This is a genomic window from Rhizobium sp. AC27/96, assembly GCF_001692325.1.
In the GTDB taxonomy this organism is placed as follows: domain Bacteria; phylum Pseudomonadota; class Alphaproteobacteria; order Rhizobiales; family Rhizobiaceae; genus Rhizobium.
The window spans coordinates 1,222,773-1,238,505 of record NZ_LXKN01000001.1; the positions used below are offsets into that span (position 1 = coordinate 1,222,773).

12 protein-coding genes are annotated in these 15,733 nt (G+C 60.9%); 6 read left to right on the top strand and 6 right to left on the bottom strand.

Annotated elements, in window-relative coordinates; all coding sequences use genetic code 11:
• Window positions 1–8 precede the first annotated feature (8 nt).
• On the bottom strand, window positions 9–428 hold the full coding sequence (gene dksA / locus A6U86_RS06205) for an RNA polymerase-binding protein DksA (protein WP_034477403.1): 420 nt from the start codon (window positions 426–428) through the stop codon (window positions 9–11).
• Window positions 429–708: 280 nt separating this feature from the next.
• On the opposite strand from dksA, the gene A6U86_RS06210 reads away from it, so the two are divergent.
• The 4 genes from A6U86_RS06210 (at window position 709) to A6U86_RS06225 (ending at window position 4,540) form a co-directional block, all read left to right on the top strand.
• Window positions 709–1,200, top strand: a complete 492-nt coding sequence (locus A6U86_RS06210) for a histidine phosphatase family protein (protein ID WP_068388000.1) — start codon at window positions 709–711, stop codon at window positions 1,198–1,200.
• 125 nt (window positions 1,201–1,325) lie between these two features.
• Window positions 1,326–2,801, top strand: a complete 1,476-nt coding sequence (locus tag A6U86_RS06215; RefSeq protein ID WP_068388003.1) for a YcjX family protein — start codon at window positions 1,326–1,328, stop codon at window positions 2,799–2,801.
• A complete protein-coding gene (locus tag A6U86_RS06220; protein ID WP_068387324.1) occupies window positions 2,798–3,883 on the top strand; it encodes a YcjF family protein in 1,086 nt (361 codons plus the stop codon). Before A6U86_RS06215 ends, A6U86_RS06220 begins: the two co-directional genes overlap by 4 nt.
• 105 nt (window positions 3,884–3,988) lie before the next feature.
• The gene (locus A6U86_RS06225) at window positions 3,989–4,540 is read left to right on the top strand and encodes a hypothetical protein (protein WP_068388007.1); all 552 of its coding nucleotides are present in this window, start codon (window positions 3,989–3,991) and stop codon (window positions 4,538–4,540) included.
• A 60-nt stretch (window positions 4,541–4,600) separates the two neighbouring features.
• Here the strand turns inward: A6U86_RS06225 and folK are convergent, their stop codons facing one another.
• The 3 genes from folK to folP all read right to left on the bottom strand — a co-directional run bounded on the left by folK (window position 4,601) and on the right by folP (window position 6,402).
• Window positions 4,601–5,119: a 2-amino-4-hydroxy-6-hydroxymethyldihydropteridine diphosphokinase gene (folK, locus tag A6U86_RS06230; protein WP_068387326.1), complete on the bottom strand. Its 519-nt coding sequence runs from the start codon at window positions 5,117–5,119 to the stop codon at window positions 4,601–4,603.
• Window positions 5,112–5,483, bottom strand: coding sequence for a dihydroneopterin aldolase (folB, locus tag A6U86_RS06235; RefSeq protein ID WP_068387327.1), 372 nt, complete (start codon window positions 5,481–5,483; stop codon window positions 5,112–5,114). Before folB ends, folK begins: the two co-directional genes overlap by 8 nt.
• Window positions 5,484–5,544: 61 nt before the next feature.
• Window positions 5,545–6,402, bottom strand: coding sequence for a dihydropteroate synthase (folP, locus tag A6U86_RS06240; RefSeq protein ID WP_244509835.1), 858 nt, complete (start codon window positions 6,400–6,402; stop codon window positions 5,545–5,547).
• Window positions 6,403–6,506: 104 nt separating this feature from the next.
• Here folP and A6U86_RS06245 point away from each other — a divergent pair, with 104 nt between their 5' ends.
• Window positions 6,507–7,130 (top strand): DUF922 domain-containing Zn-dependent protease, encoded by a 624-nt coding sequence (locus tag A6U86_RS06245; RefSeq protein WP_068388010.1) that lies wholly within the window; start codon window positions 6,507–6,509, stop codon window positions 7,128–7,130.
• 455 nt (window positions 7,131–7,585) lie between these two features.
• Here A6U86_RS06245 and A6U86_RS06250 read toward each other — a convergent pair whose 3' ends face one another.
• Together A6U86_RS06250 and A6U86_RS06255 are read right to left on the bottom strand one after the other, a co-directional pair.
• The gene (locus A6U86_RS06250) at window positions 7,586–7,906 is read right to left on the bottom strand and encodes a 2Fe-2S iron-sulfur cluster-binding protein (protein ID WP_068388012.1); all 321 of its coding nucleotides are present in this window, start codon (window positions 7,904–7,906) and stop codon (window positions 7,586–7,588) included.
• A gap of 147 nt (window positions 7,907–8,053) precedes the next feature.
• Complete coding sequence (locus A6U86_RS06255; RefSeq protein WP_068387331.1) at window positions 8,054–8,422, bottom strand: Hpt domain-containing protein; 369 nt, start codon at window positions 8,420–8,422, stop codon at window positions 8,054–8,056.
• Between the two features lie 493 nt (window positions 8,423–8,915).
• Here A6U86_RS06255 and A6U86_RS06260 point away from each other — a divergent pair, with 493 nt between their 5' ends.
• The gene (locus A6U86_RS06260; RefSeq protein ID WP_068387333.1) at window positions 8,916–15,611 is read left to right on the top strand and encodes a hypothetical protein; all 6,696 of its coding nucleotides are present in this window, start codon (window positions 8,916–8,918) and stop codon (window positions 15,609–15,611) included.
• The last annotated feature ends 122 nt before the right edge of the window (window positions 15,612–15,733 follow it).

Sequence of the window (15,733 nt, forward strand, 5' to 3'; positions counted from 1 at the left end):
CGGAACGCTTATTCGTCGCGATAGACTTTCTCGCGGCGCTCGTGACGTTCCTGCGCTTCGATCGACAGGGTCGCAATCGGGCGTGCGTCGAGACGCTTGAGGCCGATCGGCTCGCCTGTCTCTTCACAGTAACCATAGGTACCCTCGTCGATACGCTGCATTGCAGCATCGATTTTAGAGATGAGTTTCCGCTGGCGGTCGCGAGCTCGAAGCTCGATGGCTCTGTCTGTTTCCGAAGATGCCCGGTCGGCAAGATCGGGATGATTTGCGCTCTCCTCAGCCAGGTGACCCAGCGTCTCGCGCGCTTCTCTTAGGATGTCGTTTTTCCAGGCTATCAGCTTTGCTCGGAAATAAGCTCGCTGATTCAGGTTCATGAACTCCTCGTCTTCCGAGGGCACATAATTACTAAGATCGATCTTCTCACTCAACGCGATTCTCCTGAAGAACATCTCATATCGCGGGGTGTATATCCCAACCGATAGTGTCGATTCAAGCCAAATAGACGCTGTCAACCGATTTTTAAATTTGTCATAAAATTCGGCTAAGGGTCTATTTTTTCATCATATATTGACGACAGGCCAAATTTGGCGGTTCCATAACCTTCGCGTGACTACGCCTCATTTCCCGATTCGACGGATCTCAGCGCAGTTGACGGCCCATGCGAATAGACGCTACCTCATGGGACGAATCGATCTTCGGAACTTCATCATGACGACCCTCTCGCCGCCGCCATCACGGGTCTATCTCCTGCGCCATGCGGAGGCCCAACAAGCCGCGCCGGGGCAGCGGGATTTTGACCGCCCCTTGAGCGATAACGGTTATGCCGCGGCTGAGACCGTCGCAGACGAAGTGGCCGACAAAGGCTACAAGCCGGACCTGATAATCTCATCGACGGCGCTTCGCTGTCGCCAGACCGCGGATGCCATGCGCCGCGTTGTCAGCCCTTCCACCGAATTCCGCTTCGTCGATGCTCTCTACAATGGAACGCTGGATATCTACCTCTCCCTGATCGCTTCGCAGACAGACCAGGAGTCCGTCATGCTGGTGGCACATAATCCGATCATCGAGCAGACGCTGGAAACCTTGATTGGTCACGAAGCCCTGGCCGCAGCACTTCCGCGTGGCTTTCCGACAGCCGGCCTCGCCGTCATCGACGCGACACCCTCCGGTTGGTCGCTGACGGATTTTGTCACCGAATAGAGATATCAGCCTCGGGCGAGGCAAGTTGCGCATCTGGCGGTATGGCTCGCCAATATCGCCCCATCTGTTCGGAGCAAGATTCGTTTCCTATATTCACGGTCACGCTGTCACCCAGGGATCCCGCCTTGCCCCCAAGCCTGACCTCCTTTACCGACGACGCTCTCATCGCTTTCGACAATCTCGCTGATCGTGCGACTGGGCTTGTCAGCCCGACAGTCCGTCTGGGCGTAACCGGCCTCTCCCGCTCCGGCAAAACCGTCTTCATCTCGTCGCTGGTGCACAACCTGCTGAATGGCGGACGCCTGCCATTGTTCGAGCCGGTGCAATCAGGCCGCGTTTCCTCTGTCCGTCTCGAACCTCAGCCGGACGATGCCGTACCACGCTTTCAGTATGAGGATCATATCCGGTCGCTGGTGAAAGAGCGCATATGGCCGGATTCGACACGCGCAATTTCGGAACTGCGCATTACCCTGGAGTATCAAAGTGCCAGCGGCTGGAACCGGCTGTTCTCCTCAGGCCGCCTTTCCATCGATATCGTCGATTATCCCGGCGAATGGTTGCTCGACCTGCCGCTGCTCGGCAAGAATTTCCGCACCTTCAGCGACGAGACACTGGCGCTGGCCACAACCGGCATTCGTGCGGAACTCTCGCAGGACTGGCTGGCGATGACCGAAAATGCCGACATCGCCGCCCCCGCGGACGAGATGAAGGCGCGCGAGCTTGCGACTGCCTTTGCCTGGTATCTCAAGGCCTGCAAATCCGACGAACGCTCGCTCTCGACGCTGCCGCCGGGGCGCTTCCTGTTGCCCGGGGATCTCGATGGCTCACCCGCCCTCACCTTTGCGCCGCTGAAACTCCCCACTGAGCGCAGCGCGCCGAAGGGTTCGCTCTGGGCAATGATGGAACGCCGCTACGAGGCCTATAAATCGGTCGTGGTCAAACCCTTCTTTCGCGAGCATTTCGCCCGGCTCGATCGCCAGATTGTCCTTGTCGACGCATTGCAGGCCATCAATCGCGGCCCCGAAGCGGTTCAGGATCTCGAGCGCGCGCTGACGGATGTACTTGCCTGCTTTCGTCCGGGCAACAATTCCTTCTTTTCCTCGCTGCTCGGCCGCCGGATCGATCGCGTGCTGGTGGCAGCCACCAAGGCCGATCATCTGCATCATGAGAGCCATGACCGGCTGGAGGCCCTGACCCGTCGGCTAGTGGAGCGCGCCGTCGAGCGCATCGGCATGGCCGGCGCCGGCATCGAGGTCATGGCCATTGCCTCCGTGCGCGCCACCCGCGAGGCGACGGTGACGCGCGACGGACAGACCCTTCCCGTCATTGTCGGCACGCCGATGGACAAGGAAACCATCGCCGGCGAAATCTTCGACGGCGATCGCAAGACGGCGGTGTTCCCCGGCGATCTTCCCGAGAATCCACGCTGGCTGTTTGAAGCCCTTGAATCCGATGGGGCAAAGGTCCACTTGCCGGAGGTGAATGTCGTTCGGTTCCGCCCGCCGGAGCTGGACGAAACCGGCAGCGGCATCAAGCTTTCAGTGCCGCATATCCGCCTCGATCGCGCCATGCAGTTCCTGTTCGGAGACCGTCTCGCATGACGAAACCGACCCCAAACGAACCAGGCAGTACCTCCCGCCGTCCGGCAGCCTTTTCGCTGGAGCCGAGCGGTACGGCTGCGAAGACCAGTGCGGAAACGCCGCGCCGCAAGCCGCAAAGTTTTGATACCGAGATTGTCCTGACTGCCGATGAGGACGATCCATTCATCAACCCTGCCCTCGACCCGGCACTTGCCGGAGGCGTCGGCGCCAAGCCACGCCGTCGCGGTTTCTCCTTCGGCAAGGTAGCGCTGAGCGCCTTAGGCATCCTGATATCTCTCGCTTTCGGGCTCTGGACGGATCAACTCATCCGTGACCTATTCAGCCGCGCCGACTGGCTCGGCTATACGGCCCTCGCCGTGGTCGCCATCGGTATCCTTGCCATACTCGCCATTGTCTTCAGGGAAACCGCCGGCATGATGCGGCTGGCCGCCGTGCAAAGCATCAAGGCGGAAGCGGAGGCTGCCATCGTCGAAACACGCCCCGGTCGGGCCAAGGCATTGGTGAAGCATCTCTGCACTATTCTGGAGGCCAATCCGGAGACCGCGCGAGGCCGCGCCACTTTGAAGGCGGCCGAAGACGACATCATCGACGCACCGCAGCTGATCGACCTTGCGGAGCGCGAATTGCTCGGCCCGCTTGACCGCCGCGCCAGGGCACTGATCCTCGGCGCCTCGAAACGTGTCTCCGTTGTCACCGCCGTCAGCCCGCGCGCGCTGGTCGACATTCTCTACGTTCTCTACGAGGCGGCGAAACTGGTGCGGGCCATGGCCGAGCTCTATGGCGGCAGGCCCGGCACGCTCGGCATGGTCAGGCTGATGCGCGACGTGCTGGCTCATCTGGCTGTTACCGGTTCGATCGCCGTCGGCGACAGCATCGTGCAGCAATTGATCGGCCACGGGCTCGCCTCCAAGCTTTCGGCACGATTGGGCGAAGGCGTCGTCAACGGCATGATGACGGCGCGAATCGGTATCGCGGCCATGGATCTCTGCCGACCTCTATCCTTCAAGGCGCTCAAGCGCCCCGGCATTACCGACTTCGCCGGAGACCTCACGCCTGGTGTAACCGGCCGCCCAACGACGTGAGCGCCTGTAAATCCGGCTTTACGAGCGCTGAAGAAACCAAGCATTAACCATTCTCGGGCAAAAGTGAGAACCAATTTTACGGTTCCGCCTCGCTAAGGAATGTCCATGTTTTCGCGTCAATTTCTTCTTGTAAGCGGCCTCGCCGCCGCGACCCTCTCTACCGGCACTTGGGTGCAATCGGCCGACGCGGCTCCTCGCGACAAGGCCTTCTTCCAGTCCGTTGCCGGCTCATGGAGCGGTCCGGGCGAAATTGTCGCCGGCAAGTACAAGGGCACGAAATTCAGCTGCAACCTTACGGGCAAGCCGCTCGACGGCAACAATGCGGGCGTCAAGCTCGACGGCACCTGCCGCGTCGGCGTCTTCCAGCAACCGATGTCGGCTGAGATCACCCAGAGCGGCGGCTCCTATAGCGGAAAATTCCTGGACGGCGCGGCCGGCAAGGGCCTGGACATCACTTCGGGCACAGTCAATGACGGCACGGTCGTTCTCGGCCTGATCCGCCAGAAGCTGAACGGCGCCATGATCGCCCGCGTTTCCGACAACAAGTCGATGAACGTTACGATTTCGGTAAAGGTCGGCGAGCAGATGGTGCCTGTCATCGGCGTAACGCTGAAGCGGGCAGACATCGATCAGATGGCCGTCGGATCGATCCAGTAACTTCAGACATGATGCTCATCGTCAAAGGCCGGCATATTCTGCCGGCCTTTTCATTTGATATCAGGCGGATCGCCACCAATCCCGGCTCTGATCCGCAACCTCGATCCCTTCGATATCGACGTCCCGCAGCCAGTTCTTGATCGTGCGGCCCTTCACCAGGAGATCGCCCGCGAAATCATCAAGAGGCATCAGCACGAAACCGCGCTCGGTCATGCGCGGATGCGGGATGGTCAACAGCGGCTCGGCCTGCTCCAGATCGCCATAGGTCAGGATATCGATGTCGATCGTCCGCGGCCCCCAGCGCTCCAGCCGAACCCGCTTCATGTCACGCTCTATATCAAGACAGACGTCAAGCAACGCCTCCGGCGCCAGCGTCGTGTCGACTGCGGCACAGGAATTATAGAACAGAGACTGATCCGTCTTGCCCCAGGGCGGCGTACGGTAAAGCCGCGACACCGAAACCACCCGGCAGTCATCCCGCCCGTCAAGCGTGTGCAAGGCAAGCGCCATTGCATGGACCGGATTGTCCAGATTGCCGCCAAGACCAAGCGTCGCCCGCACGGCTCCGTTTTCAGGCAAAATGCTCAACACTCACCTGTACGTAATCGAGAACACCCGGAACCGGCGCATTGGGCTTGCGCACCGTGATCTTCGCGCGGCGGATACCCGGAAAGCGCTTGCACAATTCCTTGGCCACATCGAGCGCCAGCGCCTCGATCAGATATCGCCGGCGGCCGGTGACGATTTCCTCGATAACGGTGAATGCGATGCCGTAATTGACGGTATCGCCGATCGAATCGCGCTCCAGCGCATCACCGGCCTCCACGTCGAGCTCGGCGTCGACAAAAAAGCGCTGTCCGAGGAATTCTTCCTCGTCATGCACGCCGTGGCGGGCAAAGAAAGCGCAATTCTGCAGAGTAATGGTATATGTCACAGCGCTCATGGCGTCCCTCCGTTTCGAACAGGCACAACGGCGTTCGAAAACCGCTCCCTTGGTTCAGGGATCATGCTTTAAGTCTCGCGCGCGTCCTGAGAATAGCATCCGCAACGGCCAGCGCATCCCTGTTGATTGCGACATTGTGTACGCGGAATAGGGCTGCTCCCTGCAAACGCAAGATTGTGCTGGTCGCGGCCGTGCCGACATCGCGGCCGGCGGCATCACGCCCCGTGATGGTGCCGACAAATCGCTTGCGTGAGGTGCCCACCAGCAGCGGCAAGTCGAACCGAAGCAGCGCATTGAAACGCGCCATCAATTCCAGATTCTCTTCGGCATTCTCCTTGGCGAAGCCGAAGCCGGGGTCGAGCACGATATTTTGCCTGCTGACGCCAGCCGCCGCGGCGATGTCGAGCGAACGGCTGAGGAACAGGATCTGATCGTCGATCACATCGGGCAGTTTCTGCCTGTCGCGACCGGTATGCATGATGCAAAGCCCCGCTCCCGTCTGCGCCGCCACACCAGCTATATCCGGCTCGCGTTGCAGACCGAAGACATCGTTGACGATATGCGCGCCGGCTCCGATTGCCAGCCGCGCCGTGTCAGCCCGATAGGTATCCACCGAGATCAGCGCATCGGTCCTGCTTCGCAATGCCTCGATGACGGGCAGCACCCGCCCCTGCTCCTGGCTGGCGCTAACGACATCGGCGCCCGGCTTCGTCGATTCTCCACCGATATCCACAATGGCAGCGCCGTCAGCGATACAGGCAAGCGCATGTTCCACCGCGGCATCGACAGCCTCGTAGTGGCCACCGTCAGAGAATGAATCCGGCGTCACGTTGACGATAGCCATGATGACGCTTTTTTTGCCGACCTCGATGCTGCGGCCATGCGCGACATGCCAGCTATGGCTGCGAAGCTCCGTCACGAACCGTCCCATCCCATTGAAAATGAAAAAACCTTGCGCTCGATATTGCGCTCACAGTGCCTATGCCGCAAGGTTCGCCGAAGTTCAACATGGTTGCGTCACGAATGCCGCTTGCATCCCATAAGATCAGTATTTCGTGTGCCTTGTTGCTCGCGCTCTGCATGACTGAAATCGCCCATGCCGAGGTGGTTACCCGCAAAACCATTTCCTATTTCGACATCAAGGGCAGCAGCGCCGACGAACTCGATGCCGCATTGAACCATCAAGGACCGCTCGCGATGGGCTCCAGCAGCCATCATCCGGGCGCGACGCGAATTCGCTTCGGCGGCAGCGCGACCTATAGTGAAGCAAGCGGCCGCTGCTACATTTCCAGCGCCAGGGTCACGGTCGACACCGAAATCATCCTGCCCCGCTGGCGCGACCGGCGCCGTGCGAGCAAGCAGCTTTCCCTGATCTGGGACACTCTTGCTGCCGACATTCGTCGCCACGAGGATCGTCACGTCGAGATTGCGCGCCAGCACGCCCGGCAGATGGAGCGGCTGATCCTCTCCTTGCCATCGGCCAGCAATTGCGACGCGCTTCAGGACAAAGCGAATGAGGTGACGGCGCGGGAAACCGAGCGGCACGATGCCGATCAGGCGCGATTCGATCGCATCGAAGCCATCAACTTTCAGAACCGAATACAGAGATTGCTTTACTACCGTAGCCGCGGAAACAACCGGCAGTAGATCACCCCGGGACATTCATTCACGCAAAAGACCACTCAAATGTCACGAATTGTGGGAAAACAGCCACTATTTCTGTGAATCGTCCGGTCATGTCGTTCTTTGAACTTTACGATAATCTGAAATAGGTTTTTCTTATTAATCACAGGGATAAACGAACCGGATGATTCGAAAATGCCGGACGATATCTCGAAGTGATCTTCTTTGAATGCCTGCGCTGGCGGGTTTGTTCACTCTTTCAGCGCAATCGGGGTTTGTTTTCCAAAGCATGCGCTAAGTGTTCTCCTGGCGCGTCTTGAAGCCACAGGCGTTTCCTCCCTTGCCTGTCGGTGATGCGCCCGCCTCGCCTCGCTCGCTGTACCAGCTGAGCGGGGCATCTTTTTGGGGCGGCCGGAGAGTTTCAGATACAACTGAGAGCCGGGACCACGCGGCCAAAGCTGCGCGAGCCCTGGCGTCTTTCAAGCCTGACGTTCAGGAACGTGGACAACGAGCCCGTCAAGAGTGCTCGTCATCTTGATCTGACAGGAGAGCCGCGACGTGGGGCGGACATCGAACGCGAAGTCCAGCATGTCTTCCTCCATCGCCTGCGGACTGCCGACCCTCTCCGTCCATTCGTCGTCGACATAGACATGACAGGTGGCACAGGCACATGCTCCGCCGCATTCCGCCTCAATGCCCGGAACGGAGTTGCGTACGGCGTTTTCCATTACGGTGGAGCCGTCGTCGACATTGAGGTCAAAACGGGTGCCGTCAAAGGCGACGATGGTCAATTGGGTCATGTAGATGAATTCCGAAATTCGTGAGTAAAGGACGATCCGGAATTTTACTTCCAACAATTCGCTGGGGCAGTCAACATTTGCGCCGCCGAAACGGATTTCCCGCTTGGCGGCGCAACGATGCATTTGCAGGCTTTCGAAAGGATCAGCTCAGCGCGACAGCTTCAGAATGAAGTTCTCTGCCTCGATGACGCATGTGGTGACGGCGGCCATATGGGTCGCGTCGCTACCATCGTTTTCCAGAGCGCCCGCCGCGTCCGCGACACGAAAGGCGCCGACTGCGCTTGCTGCGCCCTTCAGCTTGTGGGATGCCGCATGGATGCGGTTGGCATCGCCGCTGCCGATCTCCTGAAGACAGGATCGGGCCTGCCGGGCAAACATCTGCAACACTTCGACTTCGAGAGCCTTGTCGCCCATGGTCTGCTTTGCGAGATGGACGAGGTCGATCGCCCGCTCCCTTGATGGGGTCGGCCCGCGCGAATTATCCGGAGATTCAAATGCAATATTCAGTGCTGCCATGTGCCAACGCTCCCGTCCTTAACCTGTGACTGTTTTAGCGACCTGCCGCATAGTTGCGGTCTTGGCATGGCCATCGAGTTAAATTTTGGCACATTGAGGGCGTAAAACTCACGACATGGTTAACGCGCGTTAAACATGCCCAGAATATTGGATTTTCATGCGCTTGAACACGTTAGGAAGGTTAATCGCGCCTTAACGATCCACTGACTTTACAGTGGAATTAATTGTCATGACTGGGGGAATGTGTCACTACGATACGGCTAGATTGGGTTTATGGCGCATGCCTTTGCCCAGGAAGTGGATGATGGTAATGTTTTCATAACATCCGTTTGAAAAACCAGTTATCCACTCTGAAATGTAATGGGAAATCCACCCTCGATATTTATCGAAGACGGAGGACCCCACGGGAGGCAGGGTTCGTCTTTTCTGGATACGGCGGAATTTCCGGAAACGACACGGCAAGCCCGAGTGAGTTGTAACGAGGCGTAACCGCATGGCGAACAAAAAGTACATCGAGTCGGTCGAGGACAAGGCCTTTCAGGCATTGGACGAAGCTTTGCAGATCGATTTCAGTGACGAGAACTTGGAGTCTCGCAGCGGTCCCACGCCTGATGTCCCGGAGCGAAAAGTGTCTGAACCGCCGAAACAGCCGATGAAGCAGACCAAGGACGATGCAGCCCGCAAGGCTGGCAGCGCACGAAGCGCGCCCGCCCCTGCCGCAACGCCCCGCCCCGCGGAGGCACCTAAAAGCCCGAACCTTGCGGCGGCAAACGACGGCAATCGGGCAAGCCCCGCCAGCCTCCTGAAGGCTTTGGATAGCGGCTCCCAGAGCCATGCGGTCCGCAACGCCACGATCTTTTCGCTGTTCTGGATCATCGGCGGCGCCGGCCTCGCCTTCCTTCTCTATGGCGCGCAGATCCGAAACATCCAATCCGTAGCCGATCTCGTCGCCCTTCCCGGTGTCATTGCCTGCATTGTCGGCATCGTCATACCCGTCCTCATGTTCTATGCCTTCGGCATGATGATCTCGCGGGCGCACGACATGCGCAATGCCGCCCGCTCCATGGCGGAAGTGGCGCTGCGCCTCGTCGAGCCTGAAACCGTCGCCTCCGATCGCATCATGACCGTCGGTCAGGCAGTGCGTCGCGAAGTCTCGGCCATGAATGAGGGCATCGAGCGCACGATTGCGCGCGCCACCGAGCTGGAAACCCTCGTCCATTCCGAAGTCAACGCGCTCGAGCGCAGCTATGCCGACAATGAATTGCGCGTGCGCGGCCTCGTCCACGAACTCGGCACCGAACGCGATGCGATCGTCAATCACGCCGAGCGGATTCGCTCATCGATCTCGGGCGTCCACGACCAGATCAAGGAAGATCTGTCGCTGGCGACTGAAGAGATCGCCGTACGCCTGTCTACATCGGGCGAAGCCTTTGCCTCGATGATCGATACCCGCGCTGCGGCGCTGATGGAAAAGTCGGATTCCGCCGTTCAGGCGCTCGGAACTCTGCTCGCAGCCAAGACCGATAGCCTGCTGCAGAACCTCAACGCTTCGGGCCTCGCGCTTAGCCATGAGTTCGATTCACGCCTGGACGCCCTCTCGTCGACGCTTGGCGAACGCGGCAAGGAATTGCTCGGCCAATTTGAAACCCGCGCCTCGACGCTGGATGCGAATACCGAAAAGCTGAACAACGCCCTCAACGAGCGCGCCCGCCAGCTCAACGAAACGCTGGTCGCCCGCACCAGGGAAATCAGTGAGAGCCTCACCGGCGGTGAACGCTCGATCACCGGCACGCTGGATACTGTGCTGGCCAAGCTCAATACGTCTCTTGACGAAAAGGGTGCCAGCTTCCGCCAGAGCCTGCAATCGACGGCCGATGACACCATGATGGACATCGATCTTCGTTCGGGCTTCTTCGAAGAGCGTTTCCAGTCGACGATCGCGCAGCTTTCGACGACCTTTGACGAGCATGTCTCGGAATTCACCTCCGCCTTCGACAAGCGCGCCGGCACGCTCGACAGCAAGCTTTCGGAAAGCCTTGCCCGGATCAATCAGTCCCTGGGCAGCAACTCGGAAGCCATTGAAGGCATTCTGACGTCCAGCATCGAGCGCCTCGGCTCCTCCCTCACCGACCAGTCGTTCGCACTAGCGACCACTCTGGCGACCGGCCAGGAAGTACTGGAAAGCGCCATCGGCTCCAGGGCCGGCGAGATCACCTCTGCGCTGCAGAATGCCACCAGCGGCATTTCCTCCGCCCTCACCTCGGGTACAGGCGAACTGAACGCTGCGCTGAGCACCCACGCAAGCACCTTCACCAATGCCGTCCAGGGCGTGACGCGGGATGTCTCTGCCGCCCTGCAGAGCGGCACGGAAGAACTCACCACCGCTTTCACCGGCCGCGCCAACGAGATCAACAATACGCTCTCGTCCCGCACCAGCGAGATCACCCAGGCATTGGGTTCCGCCCATGAGCGCATCGACGCCGTCATGGCGTCTCGCAGCACGGCCCTGTTCGGTGCTCTTGCCGACAATCAGTCACGCTTCGAACAGACGCTGGCCGAACGCTCGGAAGGCATCGTCAGCGCCGTCAGCGGTTCGCATGAGCATCTGACTGCCGCACTCGACGAACGCACCTCGATGCTGGCGATCTCGCTTGCCGAGAACCAGCTGCGCCTCGAAAACACGCTGGCAAGCCGCGCCGACGCCATCACCGGCGCCATTGCCGAGACACATGGCAAGCTCGCCGATACGCTCGACGACAAGACGATGGCCCTTGCCATTGCTCTCTCCGAAAGCCAGTCGCGGCTGGAAGATACCGTCTCCGGACATGCCGAGCAGGTCGCCGGCACCATGGATGAAAAGACCAAGGCGCTTGCCCGCGCCCTCGCCGACGGCCATGCGCGCCTGGAAAGCACAGTGTCCGGTCACGCCGAAACCGTCACCAACGCGCTCGACGACCGGACCATGGCGCTTGCCATCGCCCTCTCTGAAAGCCAGGCGCGACTGGAAGAAACCGTGGCAGGCCATGCAGAGCGCGTCGCCGATACGCTTGACGGCAAGACTGGCGCACTCGCGGCTGCCTTGACCAGCGGACAGAGCCGCCTTGAGGAAACGCTCTCGAACCGCGCCGAAGAGATCATCAAGGCCTTCGCCGGCAATCATACTGCTCTTGCTGAAGCGCTTGACGACCGGACCATGGCGCTTGCCATCGCTCTGTCCGAAAGCCAGTCCCGCCTGGAAGACACGGTTTCCGGCCACGCCGAGCGCGTCGCCGATACGCTTGATGGCAAGACACGGGCACTTTCCGACGTTTTGACGAACGGTCAATCTCGTCTCGAAGAAACGCTGGCCAACCGTGCGGAAGCCATCACCAACGCATTCGCCGGCAATCACGCCGCCATTGGCGATGCGCTGGATGACAAGGCCATGGCTTTGGCCATTTCGCTTTCCGACACCCAGTCCCGCCTTGAAGACGCTCTTTCCAGCCGCCTGGATGCACTCTCCAGCACGGTCGCCGGCACTCATGACAAGATCGTCAACAGCCTCGACGACAGAACGATGGCACTGGCAATCGCTCTCTCCGAGAACCAGGCGAAGCTCGAGGAAACCCTGACGAACAGCGCCCAGGCCATCGCTCACACCGTGGCAAGCGGCCATGACGCGCTGACCAACACGCTCGACGACAAGAGCATGGCCTTTGCAATCTCGCTCGCCGAAAACCAGAGCCGCTTTGAAGGCGCCCTGGAATCGCGTGCCAACGCCCTGCTCGACAGCGTCTCCGGCGCGGAATCCCGCGTGGCTGGCGCCTTCGGCGACAAGGCGGATGCCATTCGCGCTGCCTACACCGAAAATCAGGATCGCCTCGACCGCTCGCTCGCAGCCCACACGGAATCTCTGTCGGGATTGCTCAACAGCGGCACGGACAGGGTCGAGAACGCGCTTGGCAGCACGACACGCCAGCTTGAAGACACGCTCGGCACAGGCCTGTCCCAGATGGATCAGAACCTGGCCTCTGCTTACGAGCGCATGCGCTCGACGCTGGAAGACCGCAGCAACGCCATCAGCCTGACGCTGCGTGATGCGCACGCTCAGATCGACAATACGCTGATGGAGCAGACGACCAACATCGGGACGTCGATTGCCACCAGCGCCAGCATGCTCGAAATGTCGCTCGAAGACCGCGAGGCTTCGCTCCGCCAGACCATCGACGCAAGCGCAAGAGCATTGGAAGAACGCCTCAGCAGCGGCGCTGGCGACGTTGCCGGCCGCATTCAGCAGGCAGCAGGCGATATCGCCCGCTCGGCGGAAAGCTTCTCGTCCAACCTCAACCAGTCGATCGACGGCATGACCAGCCGCTTCGCCGATACCGGTTCGCGCGTCGAAGCCAGCCTGTCCGCTCTCGAAAGCCGCATTCATGAAGGTGTGACCGGCGTTACCGCCCAGGTTGATGCGGCAGGCAATCGCCTGTCCGAGACCCTGGCAACGGGTGCTGCTCAGATCGATCACAGTGGCAGCGAAGCCGCTGCTCGCATCGAGGAACGCCTGTCGACCATGGATCGCGCGCTCAATGTCGGCCTCGAAGCCGTCAACCGCACGATCGAAGGCAAGGCCGCCAATCTCGCGACAACGCTGCGCACCGCCGTTGCCGATGCCGCTCAGGGTATGGACGGCGAGGCAACCCGCACCGCCGACCTGCTTGCCAGCACCGGCCAGCAGTTTGCCGATAATCTTGGCAACCACAGCGATGCCTTCACACGCGCCATGACCGAGCGTTCCGACGACCTCGTCAACCGCGTCTCGGAAACGCAGAGCCGCTTGGCGAGCCAGGCGGCAGCCGTCGCCCAGACCTTCTCTGAAGCAGGCAATGCAATCGTCAACAAGGTTGCCGAAGCCGAAGGCCTCGTCAGCAACCAGGTCAACACGATCTCGCAGGCCCTGTCATCGGCCGAACAATCGCTGGAAGCCCGCGGTGCCGCCATCCGCAACACGCTTGCCGGCGGTAGCGAGCAAATCGCCTCCACCATGTCCCAGGTCGAGAAGGCACTTGAAGAGCGCGGCACCGCCATCCGCACTGCGCTGGAAGACCGTGCCCGCGAAATCGACGCCACGCTGACAGATGTCGACAAGGCACTGGAAGCGCGCGGCGCATCGATCCGTACCTCGCTCGACGAGCGCACCCGCGAACTGAACTCGATGCTGGCAGGACGCTCGACGGAACTGTCGCGCCTGATCGATGAGAAGGCCCGCCCGATCGTCGACCGCTATGCGGCTACGGGTCAGGAAGCCGCAGCCCTCATCTCGGCTGCGGCCCAGGAAAGCACGGAGCGCCTGCGCGCCGAAAATGCCGCCCTGATCAATGCCATCGCATCGCGCACCGAACATGCGGTCACCACCGTCAGCGCACTCGAAAACAACCTGCTGGCAAGCGTCAACGGCATCATCGCCCGCTTGGCCGAAAACAACTCGGCGATCACCGGCCTGCTCAGCAACGCCGCAGCCGAATATGCAAGCGTTGATGATCGTCTTACCGCGACCTCTGTCCGTTTCGCAGACTCCGCCGCCAAGGCCGGCGAAATGGTTTCGGCCTCCAGCCGCCTCCTCGAAGGCAAGGTCGACAAGCTCTCGGAAATCACCGGCCAGACCTTGTCGCAGGTCGGCAGCATCGTCGGCCGCTTCGACGATCACTCCAAGGTGCTGACGCAAGCTTCCGCGCTTCTGGGTGCCGCTCAGTCGAACTTGGTGTCGACACTGGAAGAGCGCGAAACCGCCCTGCAGAACCTGGCGGTCGGCCTCGTTCAACGCTCGGAAGAAATCGAAAACACCATGCGCGCCCTGGGCACCATGGTCGAGACCGCCTTCGACCGTGCCGAACAGCGCTCCAACCAGGTCACCGGCAATCTGCGCCAGGGCGTGCAGTCTTCCTTCGCGGATATCGGCCGCGTTCTCTCCGAAGTGGAGAAGCGCGCCGAGGATGCCGCGGAAGGCATGCGCGGCACACTTCAAAAGGCCGGCGAGGAAGCGAGCCAGGCCGTTGAAAGCACCTTTGCCAGCGCCGAGCGTCGCTCCAACGATCTGACCAACCGCCTTCGCGGCGGCCTCACGGCTTCGCTGTCCGAAGTCGAGCAGATGTTCGCGGAAGCCGGCAAGACGTCTGATGGTGCCGCCGAACAGCTTCGTGAGACCTTGCGCGTCGCTGTCGATGACGCCGTCGTCCGTTTCGCCGGGGCAACCGACGAGATCCGCCGCTCGGCCGGGGATATCCGCAGGGAACTCGACATGACCCGCAGCGAGTTGAAGCGCGGTGCTTTCGATCTTCCCGAAGAAGCCAAGGAAAGCGCTGCCGCCATGCGCCGCGCCGTCGCCGAGCAGATCAAGGCCCTGCAGGACATCTCGCAGATTGTCGGCCGCTCGACCCAGCAGCTGGAAATCTCCGAGCCCTCGGCCCGCGCCTTGGCAAATCCGCAGCCGGTCCAGCGCCCGCAACCGGCGGCACCTGCACCGACTGCAGCCGCCGCTCCCGCTCCCAGGCCGCAACAGCCTGCGCCTCAGCAGCCCGCTCCTGCTCCCCAGCAGAGCGTGCAGCAGCCGGCACCGCAGCCACAGCAGCCCTCGATCGAATCCCTTAGCTTGCGCGGCTCCATTCCCGCCGAACGCCCGGCCGTGCAGCCGCAGCGCCCGGCAGAGACGCCTGCTCCGGCCCGTCAGGAAACGGCCGGTGGTGGCTGGATCAGCGACCTCTTACGCGGCGCCTCGCGTGACGAGAATGCCGATCTGCCGCCAGCTCGCCAGGCTGCACCGCGTGCACAGACGGAAGCGGCAGCTGCTCCCGTCGCCCGCAATCCGCGCCATGTCGTGGAATCGCTGAACTCGCTCTCGGTCGATATCGCCCGCGCCATCGATCATGATGCTTCGGTCGATCTGTGGCGCCGCTACCAGCGCGGCGAGCGCGATGTCTTCACCCGCCGCCTCTATACGCTCAAGGGCCAGCAGACATTCGACGAGATCAAGCGCAAGTATGATCGCGAGCCGGAATTCCGCACCGCGGTCGATCGCTACATCGCCGATTTCGAAAAGCTGCTTGCCGACGTTGCCCGCACCGATCGCGACCGCACCGTCACGCAATCCTATCTGACCTCAGATACCGGCAAGGTCTACACCATGCTGGCACACGCGGCTGGCCGCCTGAGCTGAGATAGACAAAAGACGAATGCTCAATCCCCGGTCTCAAGCCGGGGATTTTGATTCAAGCCGATAGCAATGAGCGCGATAAAAAAGGCGGCCTTGAGGGCCGCCATTTCTCATCCCGATATCAT